Origin of the sequence: Maribacter sp. 4U21 (assembly GCF_002742365.1) — a bacterium.
In the GTDB taxonomy this organism is placed as follows: Bacteria; Bacteroidota; Bacteroidia; order Flavobacteriales; family Flavobacteriaceae; genus Maribacter.
This window is the reverse complement of the sequence record NZ_MDGN01000051.1, coordinates 49,621-69,395: the sequence shown is the minus strand read 5'-3', so window position 1 is coordinate 69,395 and position 19,775 is coordinate 49,621. Positions and strand designations below refer to the sequence as shown.

Below are 19,775 nucleotides of genomic sequence, written 5' to 3'. Positions count from 1 at the left end.
TAGATAAAGAAGGTTTAGAATGAAAAAATATAGTTACTTCATACCAACACTGATTGCGGCTGCACTGGCGCTGGGCATATTCGTAGGAGGAAAACTCCATTTCAATGATACTCCAGAACGTCTCTTTACTACCAATTCCAAAAAGGATAAACTAAACAGGCTTATAGACTACATAGACTATGAGTATGTAGACGACGTTAACACGGATAGCATAGTGGATGTAACGGTGAATAGTATTTTGGAAAAACTTGACCCACATTCCGTTTATATTCCAGAAAAAGATATGACGCGCGTTTCAGAGAATATGAAAGGCGATTTCGTAGGTATAGGGGTAAACTTTTATCCTTACCGAGATACTATAGCGGTGATCAGAGCCATAAAAAATGGGCCTAGTTTTGTAAAGGGCATAAAACCTGGGGACCGTATCCTTATGGCAGATAAGGATACATTGTTTGGTAAGGGAATGCCTAGCGATGTTATTGTAGATAAATTAAAAGGGAAGGAGGGTTCTCCTGTTAAACTAACGGTTTACCGAAAGTCAGAGGATAAGGTATTTACGATCAACGTTATTAGGGGCGTAGTACCAATTAAAAGTGTAGAGGCGCAGTATATGTTAAAAGACGACATGGGCTACATTAAGGTGAACCGGTTTGCGGAATCTACGTTCAAAGAATTTAAATCGGCTTTAAAGAAACTTCAGAAGAAAGGGGCAAAAAAGCTGGTATTGGATTTACGCGATAACCCTGGGGGATACCTAGGTATAGCGGAGGAGATGGCAGATGAATTTCTCAAGGAAGGAAAATTGATACTTTTTACCAAGAATAAAAAAGGAAAAGTGGATAAGACTTATGCTACCGATAAGGGTAGTTTTGAAGATAAACCCATTTATGTATTAATTAACGAACGTTCTGCTTCTGCAAGCGAAATTATAGCGGGAGCACTCCAGGACAATGATATCGGCACTATAGTTGGGCGCCGTTCTTTTGGAAAAGGATTGGTGCAAAGGGAGATGGCTCTAGGAGATGGTTCGGCAGTACGGTTAACCGTATCCAGATACTACACCCCTACGGGAAGAAGCATCCAAAAGACCTATGCAAAAGGAAACAAGGACTACTATAAACGCTTTACGGAAAGATATCATAGTGGAGAAATGATATCGGTAGACAGTATAAAGGTGGCCGACTCCCTAAAATTTACTACACCCAAAGGAAAGATAGTTTATGGTGGTGGGGGTATAGTTCCAGATGTTTTTGTTCCGATAGGATCTAACGAAGAAGAGGCGGTAGAGAGTATGGATAGTCTAGGGTTTCTTTCCTTTTTTGTTTTTGAGCATTTGGATGAAGACAGAAATAGGTACAATCAATACACCGAAGAGGAATTTGTAAGTGATTTTAGGGTCGATGATATCCTTTTTGAAAGATTTGTAGATTACTCCGTGAACCGAAACCTTAAAATGAATTTTTATGATTTTGAAGATAGCATAAAACTGTATCTCAAGGCAGCTTTAGCGGAGCAACTGTTCAATAAAGATATTCACGCTAAAATAAAAAGTAGTGAGGACGCAATGCTTCAGAAAGTGATACAATTGGATAGCCCACCCGTAAAACAGGAAGAAGCGGAAGCTATTGAGAGTAGAAATTAGAAAAGGAATTTTGTTTATTATTTGTAGGTAAATATATATTTTATTATCAGAATAAAGTTACATTCACTGAAAATAATTAAACAGATATGAGTAAAATCAAAAACTCCTTATTTTTAATTCTTGCAATAAGCCTCATTACTTGTGAAAAGCACAATACAGATTCAGAAATTATTGAGGATGTTATTTTCGAAGAATTGGAATCCCAGGACATAATTTCTCCAACTAGTATTAGTCCTTTTGCGGAACTATCAGAAGATTTGAAAAATACTTTCAAGGAAAACTCAGCAAGATTGGAATCGGTATATTCAACATCTAAAAAGAAAATTCCGTTTGGAGGAATTTTGACAGAAAAGGTAAATGTAGGAAGACATGACGATGGCAGTATTTCATATACTTTGGGACTTAAAAATTTAAATCAAGAAGAACTGTATTTTGACAATATGCTTGTTCAATTGGATTCAGATGGAAATAAGACCGTGAATATCATACGATATGAACCAGAAAAGAACTGGTTGAAATTCAAAAACGACAAAGATAGGTATACACATTATTCGGGTAGAATTAGTGTTTATGATGAATTCGGAAAATTTAATTATAGGATTTCTCTAGAAAATGGTACAATCAATAAGATTAAATATGATACTAGAACCGGTGAATGTTTTTTTAAGGTTACCTATGTCGTAGGTTGTGCCTATACTTGCTTTATTTCTGAAATAATTATTGAAACTCAATGTGTAGGAAAGGCTCCTGGGGGCAGTGGTTCTGTTGGCGATACAGGAGGTGTTGGAGGTGTTGGTGGAGACAATACAGGTGGAGCTAGTGGTCCAGGGAGTAGTTTTGGTGGTTCCGGCAGCGGCGGTATTGGTACAAGTCCTTTCGATGCCTATATTGAGGCTTATGAAAATGATTTAATGGCCTTTGAAGAATTTAAACAGGATTATAGAAGCAAAATGTCTGATTCTGAATTAAACATATTTGATACATTAACATTTTCTCAACAAACAGGTTATTTGAAAAGTGCTTACGATGCTCAAACTAAGGCCAATGAATTATATTTAACTCCTTGCGAGCGTTATAATGGTAAAGGGGATGCTTTTAGGCATGCCTATTGGAATGCACTATCTTCTCTTAAGATAGGAGATTATTTAACAAAAAGATTAACGGATGCACATGAAAACAAGCCTTATAATTATGCCTACAGCTCTAAGGAAAGGCAAATGGACTTATTTAATAACAATAAAGGTAGAGAAATAGCCAAGCAAAACCATACAGATTTGGCCTCAGGAATTTTAGGGGCATTAAATAGAGGAGAACTTAGGTATTTGAGTAACCAAGCATCTAGTAATTGCAGAGCAACGTATAGTTCTAGTTTGATTAAAACAAATCAATAAAATGGTAAGACGATTTATAATAACTACTTTATTAATTACGTTATTATCTTGTGGTAAAAGGCAGAATAAATATGTTATAAGTGATTTTTCGCAGCCAATAAAGGATACATTAGTTCCAGATGACAATCCAATCATAGGATATAGTTTAGCTATTTGTAAAGTAGAAGGATACGTAAACGATACGATTTCAATAAAATTTTGGGGAATTGAAAGAAAATATTATAATGAATTTTCAGATGAATGGAATATGGATTATTATGGAGGACTAGATGTCGAATTTGAATTCAATCCTCTTAATGCTGCAGAAGGTGAAATCAAGGTTGAATATAATATTCAATAAAACGGTTACTTTTAGGGTTTATTTGTTATGATTCTCTTTAGATTTAATATCCAAAAAAAGAGAGTTGTAGAAATAGACAAAGGTTTGAATCATAATTTTACAGTGTTGGGAAAGATACTGATTTTTCGTATCAGAAATTAACTGAGGGAGTTTTGTGAATAACTAATTTTAAGGAAATGGATAAACTTTTAGGTTGAAGTATTTCCATTTAATTTTTTTTATCAACTTCTTTCTGCACTTTTTTACTCATTACATAAAGTAGCAGAAGTACTATGGCACACAATGAGGCCATGATTCCAATTATTGCCACTATGCTGTTGCCTTCCAATGGATTTGAAAAATTTACCAATGTCACGTTGTAAGCAATTAAAGCCAGGGCCAGGACAATCAGAACTACAAGAAGTGTTTTGTTCATAATTAAAAAATTACAAGTAAAAATACGTCCTTTTTTAGTGATTAAGAAGTTCGTTGATGTTTGTGGCAAACAATTTTACTGCAATAGCCATTAGTATAACCCCAAAGACTTTTCTAATAACGTTGACGCCGTTTTTTCCTAATATTTTTTCCAGCTTAACGGAAGATTTAAGAACCATATAGACGAAAATAATATTTACGATGATGGCAACGATTATATTTTCAACATGATATTCCGCTCTTAAAGAGAGTAACGAGGTTAATGTTCCGGCCCCTGCAATGAGTGGAAATGCTATAGGAACTATTGAGGCGCTTTCCGGCTCGTCATCCTTGTACAACTGTATTCCTAAAATCATTTCTATAGCTAGAAAAAAGATAATAAATGCACCTGCAACGGCAAAGGAATTTACATCGATACCGATAAGCTTAAGAATTTCTTCTCCCAAAAATAGGAAAGCCACCATGATACAGGCTGCCACGATAGAAGCCTTTTCAGATTGAATATGACCAACCTTATTACGGAGCCCAATGATTATAGGGATACTACCCAGTATATCTATGACGGCAAAAAGAACCATGCTTGCCGTTGCGATTTCTCTAAAGCTAAAACTAAAATCCATTCCCAATATTTTTGCAAATTTACGTCTATAAATGTGGTTTTGGATGTTTAATCTTTCAATTCCTCCTTTATTCAAAGTAGAGAAATAATGTATCTTGCTCCCAATATAACTGCACATGTTTCAATTAGGAAAGACTATAGTATCTGAGGAAATCATTGAGAACGATTTTGTGTGTAATCTAAATGCCTGCAAAGGAGCTTGCTGCATAGATGGCGATGCCGGCGCACCACTTGAAGATAATGAAACGGAAATCTTGGTTGATATCTATTCCAAAGTAAAACCTTTTCTAAGTGAGGAAGGAGTTTCCGTTATAGAAGAAAAGGGAGCTTTTGTAAAAGGAGACGATGGCGAATGGGAAACGCCATTGGTAAACAGAAATGCTTGCGCTTACGTTATTTTCGATGTAAATAAAATAGCCAAGTGTGGTATTGAAGAGGCCTATAACCAAGGTGAGACCAATTGGAAAAAGCCAGTCTCATGCCATCTCTATCCTGTCAGAATTAAAGAATACACCGAGCTAACAGCCGTAAACTACCATAAATGGCAAATTTGTGACCCCGCTTGTGCTTTAGGAGAGCAGCTAAAAGTGCCTATTTATAAATTTGTGAAAGAAGCTTTGATCCGAAAGTTCGGAGCCGATTGGTACAACGAATTAGAAGAAGTAGCTCAAGAGCACCTTAAATAGTGGGTATATGTAGTACTATCTTAGTTCCCGACGGGTTATTGGAATCATCGTAAACGTCAATTATCTCTACGTGGAAGGAATTTTGATAGTCTTTGGAAAAATTGGCCAATCTTTCTTTTGTAATATCGATACCAACAGATTTTCGTTTTAGGACCTTTCCTTGTTTTATTTTTTCCGCAGCATCTCTGCCCACACCATCGTCTATAATTGATATTTTTATAAAGCCCTCTTGAGCTTTCATGACTTCTAATACTATGTTTTTCTCCCCATCTTTTGAGGAGAGTCCGTGCCATAAAGCATTTTCTAAAAAGGGTTGTAATATAAGAGATGGTATCCTTATGGTGTGTACATCTAAGGTTTCTTCCACTTTTATCTTAAAATTTATCTCGTTCGAGAATCTTATATTTTCAATGTTCATATAAAGTTCTACCGTCTCTAACTCCTCTGCCAGAGGAATTTCCCGCTGCGAGGAGGCCTCCAGTATTTTACGAACCAATTTGGAGAACTTGTTCAAATAATGAACAGCGTTCTTTTTCTCATTATTGATGATGTACAATTTAATGGAGTTAAGCGAATTGAAAAGGAAATGAGGGTTCATTTGGCTTCGTAACATCGTCTGTTCCAAGGTGAGGAGCTTTTTTTCGTTGTTCAGTTGGTATTGTCTGTATAGAATGTATAGGATGCCAGCCAACAGAGCCAAGCCAATACCGCTAATAAGCAACATGGTTCGGTTCTTTCTTAACTTAAGCCGTACCGTCTCGTTCTCTTTGGCCAAAGTTTCTAGTTGACTAGCGCGCTTTTCAGATTCATACCTTAGAATCATGTCATTTACGTATCTTAAATTAAGGTTGTTCGTAATCTGTTCTTCATATTTCTTTGCTTCCTTATAGAAAGCCATCCCTTTTTTAAAGTCGTCCTTTTTTATCCAGAGCTCCGAGAGAAACTTATTGGATTCCGCAATTTCGGCAGGTAAATTATATTGTTGCGCTATTCTTAAGCCTTCGGTAAGATTATTTTCGGCTAAATCGTACTTATTTAATTGAATATAGGTCCAACCTAGGTTAATGAAGATAGATGAAATAATCTTTTGGTCGCCCAATGGTTTTGCTGCAACAAGAGCGCTATTCAACAACTTTAGTGCTTCTTGCATCTTCCCTAAATGTACATAAACATGGGCTATGCTATAATTGCAGATGATTTTACCCTTATCCGAGTCTATATCAATATTGTAGGCTAGTGATTTTTGGAAGTTATCCAGAGCTTTCTTAAGTTTCCCTTGAGCTTCATAGCATTCACCTATATTTTGATGGTTTATGGCCAGACCCAACTTATTCTCCAGCTCTTTTTCTAATCTCATTGATTGCTTGAACTTTTCGATTGCCAAGTCGTACTGCTCCAATATCTGATATATGTTTCCAATACTGTTCAAAGAGACGTTGATACTTCTTTTTAAGCCAACAGATGGGTTTTTAACGGTTTCGGCAAGTTCTAAAGCCTCCTGACTGTAGTCCAGGGCAGATTTAATGGCATCAGTTCTTCTGAAAACAACACTTATCATGTTTAGACTGTAGACCTGAAATTCGATATTCTCTGATTTTCTGGAAACCTCTAGTGCTTCTTGAAATAATATGAGTGCCTTAGAGAATTCCGAAATACTTCTATACGTACGCCCAATTTGATTCAGTGCATAAGCTTGCCCGTCCAAATAATTATTTTGCCTTGCTTTGGTGTTAAAATAGCGCATTAATAGGGTATCCTTCCTAAAGGGGCGCAGAACTTTATCCATCTCAGAGTAAGTTTCAGGTGTAACCCTTATCAAACTATCTACGCTGTTCTTAAAATTTTCGGGAATTTCCTGTCCGTAGTTTGAACTTGTGAAAAAGAGTACTATAAATAACTTAAAAAAATTGAAACGTAGCGATGTGCTATTATGACAGCGGTTTTGATTAATTGACTTACGAAATCCCATAAATCGTACTATAATAAATCAAGGAAGTCCGATTTCTTTTGTCTGGAAACTGGAATTTTATGATTGGATTTCAAGATCACATAACCATCGGTTTTTAAAAATTCCTTTATTTTGTTGAGGTTGATGATATAGGAATTATGAATTCTGAAAAATGAATCTTGAGGTAATAAGGTATTAACTTCTTTTAGTTTCTTGGTCAAAACTATTTTTTGACCATCGGCAAGAAAAATAGTGCTGTAATTACCATCAGATTCTGCATACAGTATTTCATCACTTTCTAAAAACAATAGCTTACCGTCCGTATTCAAGGTAATTTTTCTATTTATGAGATTGGAATTAAAATTAAGCAATATTTGCTCCAATTTTTCCGCAGTGAAATTTTTGGTGTTGAACTTTTTTATTTTGATAATCGTTTCCTTTAGATCATCGGTATCTATTGGTTTCAGAAGATAATCAATAGCTTCATTTTTTAAAGCCTTAATCGCATATTGATTATAGGCTGTAGTAATGACTACCGGAAAATTTTTGTTGGTAAGTTTCTGTATAAATTGAAATCCGTCCATAGTAGGCATCTCAATATCTAGAAAAAGACAATCGGGCGTATTCTTTTCCAAATAAGTTAAGGCCTCAAACGGATTAGTGAAAGATGCGGATACGTTTATTTCTTCACTAAAGTTGGTAAGCTCCCAAGTCAGGCTTTTCAAGGCTTTTATTTCATCATCTACAATTACGGCTTCTAACATATATACGAGAAAAATCAAAAATGAAAGTTAGTTAAAAATAAGATTTCACTAGTGAGAATGAGGTTTTTTTTGTATCAATGGAAGTTATTATAGTATAATTGGCACTAAAACTCAGGTACCTGGCCGAATGATTTAAAATTATTTATTAACAAGAAAAATATTACATAAATTGTTTTCTAATGGGACTAGAAAATTTTAGTTCCCCCGTTTACACAATAAAATATGCAGATTATACATAATGACCCTTAAGTATTAGGTGTTGGTCTATTTTAGCTTTTAAAGAAGATAATCCAACAATTTATTGTTTAACGTATAAACAATAAAACTAAAGAAGTCAAAGTAGTCATGAAAAGATGTATGTTAATGTTGGTGTTTTTTAAACTTACGTTATGTATTGCAGTTTTAATTGACAGTTCAAAAAACACAGACAGCGAATGTCCGGTAGGTCAAAAAGAGATTGTAGAAAATAAGTCTTTTGTAAACCACAAAGGGAAATAAATCAAGACCAATGCCGAACACGTTAATAAAAATCTTTAAAGTATTGTTTTTGGGACTTGTACCTATGCTTCTAATATCGAATAGACATAAGGATATTGAATTACCGTCCCAAAGTGTTGAAAGTTTTTCTTTTCACAGTAACAATCTTGTTAAAACTTTAGATACTTCTAGTGACGTTGAAATTAAGGCCAACACTTTTGATATGCCAGATGGTAAAAGTTCTTTAGAATTAGAACTTTTGATTCAGGAAGATGGGGAGCCCTATACTATATCGCTTTTCATTTCCGGTGTTTCCCAATCTGCTGGGAGGTTTCATAAGAAATATACCGTTGCCCCAATTGAAGGCTTCTTGAGTGATTTCAGCGGTATTTTTGGAGTTGTTAATATGGATTCTCTTGGAGAAAAACCATTTTTCTCAAAAACCGGAAATATCGAATTAGTAGCAATGGCCAATAACAGGCTCAAAGCTAATTTAAATATGCAATTTTCAAACGAAAAAGGAAAAACCATTACAATATATGGTGAGTTTAATACAATTAAAGATGTAAAGCCATAAAGAGGTACGGTTCAGAGAATATGTTTTCGGATGTATTTTCAACCGGTGTTTTGAGCGCCAAAAAAGTGACTGATACAGCTAGTCTGTCAAGTTGCAAGTCTAATATAGGTTTCGGGGGAACTACCTTAATTAGCACTTGGTGGGCATTTTCATTATATGAAGCACAGGAAGAGCCGTACAATTTGGCTTAAATTATTTTTAGCTTTTGAATAAACCAAGAGGTATAGTAATTATACTTTTTGGTTTATTTTTTCGTGTTCAATCTTCGAGTTTATTTTATATTTCATTGGAGTAGTCCCTGAAGGCAGCAAACATCACTTGTGAGCTTAGATTTCAACATGTTGTGTTAAAAACTTTGTGCTTCAAATGATAAAACAGACTTCGTAAATCGTTCGTATTTCCACATCTTTGTTAGTCCCTATTAGAAGGTGGTTTTCATCTTCTTTACAATTAATTTTAAAAAGTAATAACTATGTCCGCAGCCTTAGAACCTATCCTGGAACCAAATGACGACCGCTTTGTAATTTTCCCTATCAAACATCACGATTTGTGGGAATGGTATAAAAAATGTGAGGCCTGTTTTTGGACGGCTGAGGAAATAGACCTTACCGAAGACCTGAATGATTGGGAGAACAAAATGAGTGAGGACGAGCGCTATTTTGTAAAACATATCCTTGCGTTTTTTGCAGCTTCGGACGGAATCGTAAATGAAAACCTGGCCGAGAATTTTGTTAGTGAAGTACAATATGCAGAAGCTAAGTTTTTCTATGGTTTTCAAATAATGATGGAGAATATCCATTCAGAGACCTATTCACTTTTGATCGATACCTACGTGAAAGATGAAAAGGAGAAAAATGTTTTGTTCAAAGCATTAGAGAACTTTCCTGCCATAAAGAAAAAGGCGGAATGGGCCTTAAACTGGATTGAGTCCCCAAGCTTTGCAGAGCGCCTTATCGCCTTTGCCGCTGTGGAAGGAATTTTCTTTTCAGGAGCTTTTTGTTCTATCTTTTGGTTAAAGAAAAGAGGGCTTATGCCGGGCCTTACCTTCTCTAATGAGTTAATATCTAGAGATGAAGGTATGCACTGTGATTATGCGGTTCATCTTCATAATAAGCACTTGATGAATAAAGTCCCAAAGGATAGAATAAAGCAGATTTTAACCAACGCTCTGGATATAGAGCGTGAATTTATAACGGAGTCATTACCCGTTAGTCTTATAGGAATGAACTCCAAACTAATGACACAATACTTGGAGTTCGTTACCGATAGATTATTAGTAGAATTAGAGTGCGATAAGGTTTATAATGCAACGAATCCTTTCGATTTCATGGATATGATATCCCTGCAGGGGAAAACCAATTTCTTTGAAAAGCGTGTTTCTGAATACCAAAAAGCAGGAGTCCTCAACAACGAAAAAGATGAGGATGCCCAAAAAATTAGTTTCGACGCAGATTTCTAGAAATCGATCACTTTTGGAAACTTAGAGGTTTCAAAAGATATATAATACCATAAATAGAATTTTCCATGTATTGGCTTAAGATAACTTTTTAGTGCATGACATGGACAGAATGAATAACCCATAAAAACAACTGTAACAGAATGTATGTAGTAAAAAGAGACGGAAGAAAAGAGCTGATAATGTTTGATAAGATAACAGCTCGAGTTAGAAAATTATGTTACGGGCTCAATGGTCTTGTAGACCCATTGAAAGTAGCTATGAGAGTTATTGAAGGTCTGTATGATGGGGTTACTACTTCCGAGCTTGATAATTTAGCTGCGGAAATAGCAGCAACAATGACAACCACGCATCCGGACTATGCAAAATTAGCTGCGCGGATATCGGTCTCTAACCTACATAAGAATACCAAAAAGTCCTTCTCTGAAACAATGAAGGATTTATACGAATACATTAACCCAAGGACGGGTAAGAAAGCACCGTTATTATCAGACGAAGTGTTCAAGGTGATTTCTGAAAATTCCGAAAGATTGGATTCTACCATAATCTACAACAGAGATTTTGGTTACGATTATTTTGGTTTTAAAACATTAGAGCGTTCCTATTTGCTAAAAGTTAACGGACAAATAGCGGAGCGTCCACAACACATGTTAATGCGTGTTTCCGTAGGAATTCATTTAGAGGATTTAGATGCGGCTATAGAGACATACGAATTAATGTCCAAGAAGTATTTTACACATGCAACGCCAACCTTGTTTAACTCTGGTACACCTAAACCCCAAATGTCCTCTTGCTTTTTATTGGCAATGAAAGAAGACAGTATCGACGGGATTTATGATACCCTTAAACAGACAGCAAAAATTTCGCAATCCGCAGGAGGCATAGGACTATCTATTCATAATGTTAGAGCAAGAGGTTCCTATATTGGAGGAACTAACGGGACTTCTAATGGAATAGTGCCTATGTTGAAAGTGTTCAATGATACGGCGAGATACGTTGATCAGGGTGGTGGAAAGCGTAAGGGTAGTTTTGCAATTTATATGGAGCCATGGCACGCAGATATCTATGATTTTCTTGATTTAAAAAAGAACCATGGTAAAGAAGAGATGCGTGCACGTGATTTATTCTATGCCATGTGGATATCCGATTTATTTATGAAAAGAGTAGAGGGCAACGAGGATTGGACCTTAATGTGTCCTAACGAGTGTCCAGGGTTATTTACAAAGCACAGTGAGGAGTTCGAGGAGTTATATCTTAAGTATGAAGCAGAAGGAAAAGGCAGAAAGACCGTTAAGGCCAGAGATCTTTGGGAAAAGATATTGGAATCTCAAATAGAAACAGGTACGCCTTATATGTTGTACAAAGATGCTGCCAACCGTAAGAGCAATCAAAAGAATTTAGGAACCATCCGTTCATCAAATCTATGTACGGAAATTATGGAGTATACATCTCCAGATGAGATTGCTGTGTGTAATTTGGCTTCTATAGCCCTTCCAATGTTCGTTAAGAACGGTGCATTTGACCATAAGGAACTTTTCAAGGTAACCAAAAGAGTTACCAAAAACTTGAATAAAGTAATTGACAGGAATTATTATCCCGTAAAAGAGGCCGAGAATTCTAACATGCGCCATAGACCTATTGGATTGGGTGTACAAGGCCTTGCAGATGCCTTTATAATGCTACGCTTGCCATTTACTAGTGATGAGGCCAAGAACTTGAATCAGGAAATTTTTGAAACACTCTATTTTGCGGCGGTTACCGCCTCTATGGAATTGGCAAAGGAAGAAGGTCCATATTCTTCATATAAAGGTTCACCTATTGAGCAAGGAGACTTTCAACATAACCTATGGGGCATTAAGGACGAAGAATTATCAGGACGTTGGGATTGGGCAAAATTAAGAAAGCAGGTTCAAAAGAACGGCGTTAGGAACTCTTTGTTAGTGGCTCCTATGCCAACAGCATCTACTTCTCAAATACTTGGAAACAATGAGTGTTTTGAGCCTTACACTTCTAATATTTATACCAGAAGGGTTCTGTCAGGTGAGTTTATTGTAGTAAATAAGCATTTATTGGAGGATTTGGTGGGTCTAGGTCTTTGGAATGAAAATATGAAGCAGGAGCTGATGAGAGCAAACGGATCTATTCAGCATATTGAGACCATTCCACAAGAGATTAGGGAATTGTACAAGACAGTATGGGAATTAAGTATGAAAGATATAATCGATATGTCCCGTCATAGAGGTTATTTCATTGATCAAAGCCAGTCCCTTAACCTGTTTATGGAAAACGCTAACTATTCAAAGTTGACGTCAATGCATTTTTACGCATGGAAAAGCGGTCTAAAGACGGGAATGTATTACCTGCGAACCAAGGCTGCTGTTGATGCTATCAAATTTACTTTGGATAACACCAAGAAGAAAGAGGTTCCTGTGAGTATTGCAGCAGAGGCAGAGGTTCTTGCCGCCACGGGAGTAGATTCAGCTTCTACAGCGGAATTAAAAGTTAATACGGACATGCCACAGGGGCAAACTAAGGGACAAGTAGAGACAGATATTAAACCTATGACACCAGCGGAGATGAAAGAGATGATAGCACGGGCAAAAGAAGGGCAAGCAGACGATGATTGTCTCATGTGTGGATCCTAGGCCCTACAGTTTAAATTTAAAACTCTTTTAGTGATATATTGAATATCGTTTAACCAAAAAGACACCGTTATTAACGGTGTCTTTTTGATTTCATTCCAGAATATAATATCTACTTATTTTTTATATAAGGCTTTAAAACACTTGTGAATACAAGGGCCGCTGCATATATCATTAATATAATCACATAATTATCCATAGTGCTTTTTTTAGGGGATTTAATCTATATACGTAATAACAACGCAAAATGGACTATGGAAATTTTATTAAATCATTAAAAAAATTGTTAAAATTTAATAAATATGGTTTTTTTAGACCTGTGCTATGGGATAAAGATTTTTCTTGGCTAAGACCAGTTTTTCGTTTCATGTAAAAATGAAAGCTGATTTTAGAAATACAAAATAGCAGTACATAGACTGTAAGTAGGTATAAGTAGGGAAACATAATTATAAATTTGGGACTTATATAAAGTAACGGATAAATGCGCTATTACTTACCATTGCACATGGTAGTTCATCGAAATGTTGAATTTATTCGATGAGCGACATCAGAAAGAAAAAGTTATAAGCAAAAAAGCTAATAAGAAGATGCAGCAATTTGAATATACAAGAAAGCCGCAATACTCAATTGCGGCTTTCCTATCTCTAGAAGTATAATATTAGAGAAAGTTATCTACTTTTCTGTACGCATCTATAACGGCTTGCTCGCCTTCTTTATTTGGTCGTGAATTACCGTGCTCCATGCCTAATATGCCATTAAATCCTTTGCTATGTATAAACTTAAAGACATTTTTATAGTTTATTTCCCCGGTAGTAGGTTCCTTACGCCCTGGATTATCGCCAATTTGTATATAGGCTATTTCGTCCCAACAAGCTTCCATATTAGGGATTAAATTACCTTCCTGTATCTGTTGATGATATATATCAAAAAGAATCTTGCAAGAAGGAGAATCAACAGCTTTACAAATTTCGTAGGCTTGTGGAGATTTCGTGAGAAATAGTCCTGGATGATTTCTAAAATTTAAAGGTTCCAATACCATCGTAAGGTCATGAGGTTCAAGAATAGCCGATGCTAGCTTTAAGGTTTCAACAACGTTAGCTGTTTGGTATCCCATGTTCAGTTTTAAATCGACATGCCCAGGAACTACGGTCATCCATTTAGCATTAGCACGTTTGGCAACTTCAACGGACTCTTTTATGAAATTTAAAAATTCAGTTCTCTTTTCGCTATCTCCGGATGCCAAATTGGGTTCCTTCCAATAAATCTTATGCGCTACAAAAACGCCCATTTCAAGGTTACGTTTTTGCATGGTTTTAGCCATTTCATTTTGAACACTGATTTCTCGTGTTCTCATATTGTTATCTTCAAAAGCGGTAAAACCCTGATCAGCAATAAAGTTAAGTTGATCAATAGGATCCTTACCCGCATGATGTTCAAACATGCCTATATGAGGCGCATACTTAAGGTTAAACACAGGTGCTGTAACGTCACTTTTGCCAGATGCAAATGAAAAATTGGTACCTAACACCATTGCACCACCGGTCAAAATTGAATTCTGAATAAAACCTCTTCGTCTCATATTATAAAGACCAAGCCTTTCCTCCGGTTAGTTCTTGGGTATCGGCACACCCGATATATTCCCCAGGAACTGGAAGATAGGCCAATACTTCTTCACCCACATATTCTGATGTTTTATAGCCCCAAATGGTCATACCTCGCAAATTATCGGCAAAGGCAAAACGCGAGACCGTATCATCCAGCTGGGCTTCTTCACCTGCGGCGACAGCTTTATTATACGTGTTTATCATCTTCATGTTCGTTACCTTATCTTCGTTGCTCACTTTTAAAGCGGCCGCTAAGACCGGTTCTAGATCCTCTGTGGTTATATCCTTTATTTGTTCCTTTCCACTATCCGCCAAGACTTTATCCATAAACTTGTTCATGGACATTCTAACAAAATCTTGTTGCTCCTTTTCCATCACTTCATTTGCAAATTTATCAATGAAAAGATGAACATTAACTTCTGAGGCAGAAGGAGTATCTGTTTTAGGTAATATAATATCTACTAATTTAGTAACAGCCGAGCCTTCATCGATTGTAAAGAAATCTGGCGTCCATACTACCGCAGGTTCACCTTTACAGCTTTGCATTAGGCTAATTAATGTTGGGGTGGCTACGGTGTAGCCCATTGCTAACCCCAAGTTCTTAAGTGCTTTTCTTCTATCCATTATATATTTCCTTTTTTAAGTTCTTTTGCTGCATGGTTTGCCGCTCTTGCCGTAAATGCCATATATGTTAACGATGGATTAACGCAACTGGCGGATGTCATGAATGAACCGTCAGTGACATAAACATTGGGCACATCATGTAAGGCATTGTTCCCGTCTACTACAGACGTTTTTCTATTACGACCCATTCTGGCAGTACCCATTTCATGGATTCCAAGACCAAGAGCTGTCTCTTTATCAAATGGTTCTACTTCTTTTAGTCCTGCCTTGGTAAGCATGTCCACAGCGGACTGCATCATATCTTTTCGCATATTCAATTCGTTCTCCTTGAATTCTGCATCAAAGGTTGCCGTGGGTAAGCCCCATTGGTCTAATTTGTCATAATCCAAGGTGAAACGGTTATCTTGATAGGGCAATACTTCGCCGAAACCACCCATACCAAAGGTCCAACCTCCTGGCTTAAGAATAGCCTCTTTGAGTGCTGCACCGTGGGAAAGCTCTGCAATACTTTCCTCCCAATTACCTCTTCCGGCACCTCCTTGATAACCAAAACCTCTTGTGTAATCCTTTCTGTTGGAATCACCTCCTAGGTTCCTAAAACGCGGAAGGTAAATTCCGTTGGGTTTTCTTCCCTTGTAGTATTTATCTTCGAATCCGTCGAATTTTCCTTGTGCGCCTACTCCTAAATGATGATCCATAATGTTACGGCCAAGTTGGTCGGAATCGTTCCCCATACCATCTGGAAAACGGTCGGATTTGGATTGCATTAAAATAGAGGTCGATGCTATGGCAGAAGCACAAAGAAAAATTACCTTAGCTTTGAATTCATAGACTTCTTTTGTTACACGATCTATAACTTTTACACCGGTCGCTTTTTTAGAATCTGCATCATAAATAACTTCATGTACAATGGAGTCTGGCCTCAGTGTCATGTTCCCGGTTGCTTCGGCTGCAGGCAATGTTGAGGAAAGGCTGCTAAAATAGGCGCCGAAAGGACATCCGCGAATACATCTGTTTCTGTATTGACATCTAGAACGGCCATCGCCATCAAACTGTTTATCACTATTGATATGCGCTACACGACCGGCAGTAATAACTCTGCCATTAAAATTTTCCGCTACTTTTTCCCTAACGTGTTGTTCAACGCAGTTCAGCTCCATCATAGGTTCAAATTGCCCATCAGGAAGTTGCGGAAGGCCAAGTTTCTCGCCGGTAACGCCAATGTAGGACTCTACCTTATCATACCAGGGTGCAATATCTTTATAACGCACAGGCCAATCCACGCCGTGACCATCATTTAAATTTGCTTTAAAGTCTATGTCGCTCCAACGGTAACTGTGACGGCCCCATTGTAAGGAACGTCCACCAACATGGTAACCGCGCATCCAGTCAAAACGTTTAACTTCATTATAAGGATGCTCTAAGTCATTCACGAACCACATTTTGCTGGCAGCTTGGGTGGTGTATCCTGTTCTGTGTTGTTTTTCTTGTTTAGCAATATCTTCTTGAGTAGGTTGCCCTGCATTTGGAAAATCCCACGGGTCCATATTGGCCGTTTCATAGTCATCCCTGTGTTTTACCATTCTTCCCCGCTCTAGAACAAGAGTCTTTAGGCCATTTTCACATAATTCCTTTGCAGCCCAACCACCGCTAATACCAGTTCCGACAACAATTGCGTCGTAAGATTCCTGCTCTTCGTTGTAATAAAATTTACTCATAGAAATTGTTTAGTTCCTAAATTTATTAAATATAAAATTAATTCTCTACATTTAATCCGCAATCTTCCTGATGATTCCTAACTAAAACGTTAGAGAACATCATTTTTAGATTTATTTTTAACAGTTGTATTATTAGTAAACAGCTAACCTTTAAAAGTATATACCGAACCGATGAAAAGAAGAAATTTTATTAGGAAAACCTCCGTAGCAAGTGTTGGCATTTCGTTCCTAGGAACATACGCTTGTAAGGAAACAAAGAAAGAGAATGACAGTACAGCCGAAGTAACGGATGAAGTGGCCGATGCAGCACCATTTTTTACCCTTTCACTGGCGCAGTGGTCTATACATCGTATGATAAGGGAAGATGGGGTAGATCCTTACACCTTTGCTGAAAAGGCGAAAAATTGGGGCTTTACGGGATTGGAATATGTGAGTCAGCTTTATAATCCAGAGCTTTCGGATGCAGAGTATTCCGAAGAAGCTATGGCTGCTTTCGTGAACAAATCTAATGCTGAGGCGGAGAAGCATGGAATGAAAAACGTGCTTATTATGATTGACGGTCAAGGAAATTTAGCCGTAAGTGATGAAGCTGAACGAAATGAAACTGTTGAAAAGCATAAGCGTTGGGTAGATGCCGCAGCTGCAATGGGCTGCCACTCCATTAGGGTGAATCTTAACGGAAGTCTTGATCCCGAAGAATGGAAAATGAATTCGGTAGACGGACTCACCAAATTATCAACTTACGCTAAAGGGAAAAACATTAATATACTAGTGGAAAACCATGGAGGTCTTTCTTCAAACGGAGAAATGCATGCCGAGGTCATGAAAATGGTGAATATGGATAACTGTGGGACATTGCCGGATTTTGGTAATTTCTGTATCACCAGAAAACCGGATAGCCGGGAGTGCGAGTTAGAATACGATAAGTACAAAGGAGTAAAAGAATTGATGCCTTATGCCAAGGCAGTCAGTGCAAAATCTAATAATTTTGATGCCGATGGTAATGAAATTGGAATAGATTACGTAAAAATGTTACAGATGGTAAAAGATCATGGCTATAAAGGTTTTATAGGAGTGGAATATGAAGGGAGTGTATTGGATGAGGAAGCCGGGATAAAAGCCACCAGAGATTTATTACTTAAGGCCGCTAAAGAGGTGGTTTAAAAGAGCCCAACATCCTATGAAAGTTTTTTTTAACGAGCTTTTTGATTACAATTTTTATTGTAACAAGAAAATTATAGACAACGCTATGACTCTGGAGAAGGTTCCAGAAAAAAGTCAGGATCTTTTTAGTCATATATTAAATGCCCATCATATTTGGAATGCTAGAATCTTAGGTAGACCATCGGACTTTGATGCTTGGGTTAAACATCCGATTAAGAATTGGGCAGACATTCACTATGAAAACCAAAGGAGTTCTTTTGAAATTACCACTAACGCGGATAATTTTGAAAAGAGAATAGATTACGAAAATACCGAGGGTAGACTGTTTACCAACACCCTCCAGGATATGCTTTTTCATATAATAAACCACTCAACAAACCATAGGGGACAAATAGCCACAGACTTTAGAAATAACGACATACAACCCATTGTATTAGACTACGTTTACTACAAAAGATAAAATATGAAAACCGGGGTCCGAATACAGCTTTGTATTATGATGTTTTTGGAATTTTTTATCTGGGGAGGATGGTTCGTTACGCTCGGTACTTTTCTGGGGCGTAATATTAACGCTACGGACGGGCAAATAGCCCAGGCATTTTCTACGCAGTCATGGGGTGCCATCGTCGCTCCTTTTATAATAGGGTTAATTGCGGATAAATATTTTAATGCGGAAAGAATACTCGGTGTTCTGCATATTATTGGCGCTGGGCTGCTTTACATGATGTACGGAACTACCTCGTTTGCCCTCTTTTATCCCTTCGTTCTCGGATATATGATACTATATATGCCAACCTTGGCCTTGGTTAATTCCGTTTCTTTTAATCAAATGAAGAATCCGGCGAAGGAGTTTTCCTTAGTGCGTGTTTTTGGTACGATAGGTTGGATTTTTGCTGGGCTTTTAATCAGCTATTTTTTTCATTGGGACTCCGATGTCAGGATTTCTACAGGTTCGCTTAAAAATACTTTCTTGATGACGTCCATTGCTTCCCTGGTACTTGGAGTTTTTAGTTTTACGCTACCTAAAACACCTCCAAAAGCCCAAAGCACGCAAAAATTAACCTTGTCCGAGATGGTAGGTTTAGATGCGCTAAAATTATTGAAGGATAAGAACTTCTTCATATTCTTTCTCTCTTCCGTTTTAATCTGTATTCCCTTAGCTTTTTATTATCAAAACGCCAATCCGTTCTTGGTAGAAATAGGAATGGAAAATCCGACGGGAAAAATGACCTTAGGACAAATCTCCGAAATTCTTTTCATCCTATTATTACCATATTTCTTTACGAGATTTGGGTTTAAGAAGACCATTCTTGTTGCCATGCTGGCCTGGGCGGTGCGGTATTTGCTTTTTGCTTACGGTAATACAGGAACCTTAGGATTCATGTTATTGATAGGTATAGCACTGCACGGTATTTGTTATGATTTCTTTTTTGTCTCTGGACAGATTTATACGGATAGCAAAGCCGGAGTCAAATATAAAAGTTCCGCTCAAGGCTTAATAACATTGGCTACATACGGCGTAGGAATGTTAATAGGTTTTTGGATAGCAGGGGAAATTTCCAATAGTCATACGCTTAGCGATGGAACCCATTTATGGGATGCTATTTGGTTATATCCATCGGGCTTTGCAGCGATTGTGTTGGTTTTGTTCGCTCTTTTGTTCAAATCAGAAAAAATCGACTATAAATCTTAGAATTTTATATAAATTG

General features: G+C 37.2%; 17 protein-coding genes. 10 read left to right on the top strand and 7 right to left on the bottom strand.

Annotated features, from left to right (window positions below):
• Positions 1-19: 19 nt before the first annotated feature.
• From BFP77_RS10630 to BFP77_RS10620, 3 genes are all read left to right on the top strand, one after another.
• Positions 20-1,642 carry a S41 family peptidase gene (locus tag BFP77_RS10630; RefSeq protein WP_099574009.1) on the top strand — a complete coding sequence of 541 codons (1,623 nt, stop codon included), beginning with the start codon at positions 20-22 and terminating at the stop codon, positions 1,640-1,642.
• A gap of 86 nt (positions 1,643-1,728) precedes the next feature.
• Positions 1,729-3,033 (top strand): DUF6973 domain-containing protein, encoded by a 1,305-nt coding sequence (locus BFP77_RS10625; protein WP_099574008.1) that lies wholly within the window; start codon positions 1,729-1,731, stop codon positions 3,031-3,033.
• Position 3,034: 1 nt separating this feature from the next.
• Entirely contained in the window at positions 3,035-3,373 is a 339-nt protein-coding gene (locus tag BFP77_RS10620) for a hypothetical protein (protein WP_099574007.1), read from the top strand.
• A 208-nt stretch (positions 3,374-3,581) separates the two neighbouring features.
• Here the strand turns inward: BFP77_RS10620 and BFP77_RS10615 are convergent, their stop codons facing one another.
• Both BFP77_RS10615 and BFP77_RS10610 read right to left on the bottom strand, forming a co-directional pair.
• Positions 3,582-3,788 carry a hypothetical protein gene (locus BFP77_RS10615; RefSeq protein ID WP_099574006.1) on the bottom strand — a complete coding sequence of 69 codons (207 nt, stop codon included), beginning with the start codon at positions 3,786-3,788 and terminating at the stop codon, positions 3,582-3,584.
• A gap of 34 nt (positions 3,789-3,822) precedes the next feature.
• Positions 3,823-4,407: a MarC family protein gene (locus tag BFP77_RS10610; protein ID WP_099574026.1), complete on the bottom strand. Its 585-nt coding sequence runs from the start codon at positions 4,405-4,407 to the stop codon at positions 3,823-3,825.
• A 115-nt stretch (positions 4,408-4,522) separates the two neighbouring features.
• On the opposite strand from BFP77_RS10610, the gene BFP77_RS10605 reads away from it, so the two are divergent.
• On the top strand, positions 4,523-5,092 hold the full coding sequence (locus BFP77_RS10605) for a DUF3109 family protein (RefSeq protein ID WP_099574005.1): 570 nt from the start codon (positions 4,523-4,525) through the stop codon (positions 5,090-5,092).
• On the opposite strand, the gene BFP77_RS10600 is transcribed toward BFP77_RS10605, so the two are convergent.
• Positions 5,085-6,878 (bottom strand): tetratricopeptide repeat-containing sensor histidine kinase, encoded by a 1,794-nt coding sequence (locus BFP77_RS10600; RefSeq protein WP_257212939.1) that lies wholly within the window; start codon positions 6,876-6,878, stop codon positions 5,085-5,087. The genes BFP77_RS10605 and BFP77_RS10600 overlap by 8 nt on opposite strands.
• Before the next feature lie 191 nt (positions 6,879-7,069).
• Positions 7,070-7,804 carry a LytR/AlgR family response regulator transcription factor gene (locus tag BFP77_RS10595; protein ID WP_099574003.1) on the bottom strand — a complete coding sequence of 245 codons (735 nt, stop codon included), beginning with the start codon at positions 7,802-7,804 and terminating at the stop codon, positions 7,070-7,072.
• 508 nt (positions 7,805-8,312) lie between these two features.
• Here BFP77_RS10595 and BFP77_RS10590 point away from each other — a divergent pair.
• From BFP77_RS10590 to BFP77_RS10580, 3 genes are all read left to right on the top strand, one after another.
• Entirely contained in the window at positions 8,313-8,858 is a 546-nt protein-coding gene (locus tag BFP77_RS10590; RefSeq protein ID WP_099574002.1) for a hypothetical protein, read from the top strand.
• Positions 8,859-9,330: 472 nt separating this feature from the next.
• The gene (locus BFP77_RS10585) at positions 9,331-10,317 is read left to right on the top strand and encodes a ribonucleotide-diphosphate reductase subunit beta (protein WP_099574001.1); all 987 of its coding nucleotides are present in this window, start codon (positions 9,331-9,333) and stop codon (positions 10,315-10,317) included.
• Between the two features lie 140 nt (positions 10,318-10,457).
• Positions 10,458-12,959: a ribonucleoside-diphosphate reductase subunit alpha gene (locus BFP77_RS10580; RefSeq protein ID WP_099574000.1), complete on the top strand. Its 2,502-nt coding sequence runs from the start codon at positions 10,458-10,460 to the stop codon at positions 12,957-12,959.
• 655 nt (positions 12,960-13,614) lie between these two features.
• Here BFP77_RS10580 and BFP77_RS10575 read toward each other — a convergent pair.
• From BFP77_RS10575 to BFP77_RS10565, 3 genes are read right to left on the bottom strand one after another with little or no spacing between them, the layout of a single operon-like run.
• Entirely contained in the window at positions 13,615-14,535 is a 921-nt protein-coding gene (locus BFP77_RS10575) for a hydroxypyruvate isomerase family protein (RefSeq protein WP_099573999.1), read from the bottom strand.
• 1 nt (position 14,536) lies between these two features.
• Complete coding sequence (locus BFP77_RS10570) at positions 14,537-15,184, bottom strand: gluconate 2-dehydrogenase subunit 3 family protein (RefSeq protein WP_099573998.1); 648 nt, start codon at positions 15,182-15,184, stop codon at positions 14,537-14,539.
• Positions 15,184-16,902, bottom strand: coding sequence for a GMC oxidoreductase (locus tag BFP77_RS10565; RefSeq protein WP_099573997.1), 1,719 nt, complete (start codon positions 16,900-16,902; stop codon positions 15,184-15,186). Before BFP77_RS10565 ends, BFP77_RS10570 begins: the two co-directional genes overlap by 1 nt.
• A gap of 171 nt (positions 16,903-17,073) precedes the next feature.
• Here BFP77_RS10565 and BFP77_RS10560 point away from each other — a divergent pair, with 171 nt between their 5' ends.
• The 3 genes from BFP77_RS10560 to BFP77_RS10550 are packed head-to-tail and all read left to right on the top strand — an operon-like array spanning position 17,074 to position 19,759.
• Positions 17,074-18,066 carry a sugar phosphate isomerase/epimerase family protein gene (locus BFP77_RS10560; RefSeq protein WP_099573996.1) on the top strand — a complete coding sequence of 331 codons (993 nt, stop codon included), beginning with the start codon at positions 17,074-17,076 and terminating at the stop codon, positions 18,064-18,066.
• Between the two features lie 16 nt (positions 18,067-18,082).
• Positions 18,083-18,526 carry a DinB family protein gene (locus BFP77_RS10555; RefSeq protein WP_099573995.1) on the top strand — a complete coding sequence of 148 codons (444 nt, stop codon included), beginning with the start codon at positions 18,083-18,085 and terminating at the stop codon, positions 18,524-18,526.
• Positions 18,527-18,529: 3 nt separating this feature from the next.
• Entirely contained in the window at positions 18,530-19,759 is a 1,230-nt protein-coding gene (locus BFP77_RS10550) for a nucleoside permease (RefSeq protein WP_099573994.1), read from the top strand.
• The last annotated feature ends 16 nt before the right edge of the window (positions 19,760-19,775 follow it).

Coding starts and splice junctions, on each gene's coding strand:
- BFP77_RS10620 (WP_099574007.1), top strand. CDS start 3,035: ATGGTAAGACGATTTATAATAACTACTTTATTAATTACGTTATTATCT.
- BFP77_RS10630 (WP_099574009.1), top strand. CDS start 20: ATGAAAAAATATAGTTACTTCATACCAACACTGATTGCGGCTGCACTG.
- BFP77_RS10600 (WP_257212939.1), bottom strand. CDS start 6,878: ATGGATAAAGTTCTGCGCCCCTTTAGGAAGGATACCCTATTAATGCGC.
- BFP77_RS10560 (WP_099573996.1), top strand. CDS start 17,074: ATGAAAAGAAGAAATTTTATTAGGAAAACCTCCGTAGCAAGTGTTGGC.
- BFP77_RS10555 (WP_099573995.1), top strand. CDS start 18,083: ATGAAAGTTTTTTTTAACGAGCTTTTTGATTACAATTTTTATTGTAAC.
- BFP77_RS10565 (WP_099573997.1), bottom strand. CDS start 16,902: ATGAGTAAATTTTATTACAACGAAGAGCAGGAATCTTACGACGCAATT.
- BFP77_RS10615 (WP_099574006.1), bottom strand. CDS start 3,788: ATGAACAAAACACTTCTTGTAGTTCTGATTGTCCTGGCCCTGGCTTTA.
- BFP77_RS10605 (WP_099574005.1), top strand. CDS start 4,523: ATGTTTCAATTAGGAAAGACTATAGTATCTGAGGAAATCATTGAGAAC.
- BFP77_RS10575 (WP_099573999.1), bottom strand. CDS start 14,535: ATGAGACGAAGAGGTTTTATTCAGAATTCAATTTTGACCGGTGGTGCA.
- BFP77_RS10585 (WP_099574001.1), top strand. CDS start 9,331: ATGTCCGCAGCCTTAGAACCTATCCTGGAACCAAATGACGACCGCTTT.
- BFP77_RS10580 (WP_099574000.1), top strand. CDS start 10,458: ATGTATGTAGTAAAAAGAGACGGAAGAAAAGAGCTGATAATGTTTGAT.
- BFP77_RS10595 (WP_099574003.1), bottom strand. CDS start 7,804: ATGTTAGAAGCCGTAATTGTAGATGATGAAATAAAAGCCTTGAAAAGC.
- BFP77_RS10610 (WP_099574026.1), bottom strand. CDS start 4,407: ATGGATTTTAGTTTTAGCTTTAGAGAAATCGCAACGGCAAGCATGGTT.
- BFP77_RS10550 (WP_099573994.1), top strand. CDS start 18,530: ATGAAAACCGGGGTCCGAATACAGCTTTGTATTATGATGTTTTTGGAA.
- BFP77_RS10625 (WP_099574008.1), top strand. CDS start 1,729: ATGAGTAAAATCAAAAACTCCTTATTTTTAATTCTTGCAATAAGCCTC.
- BFP77_RS10590 (WP_099574002.1), top strand. CDS start 8,313: ATGCCGAACACGTTAATAAAAATCTTTAAAGTATTGTTTTTGGGACTT.
- BFP77_RS10570 (WP_099573998.1), bottom strand. CDS start 15,184: ATGGATAGAAGAAAAGCACTTAAGAACTTGGGGTTAGCAATGGGCTAC.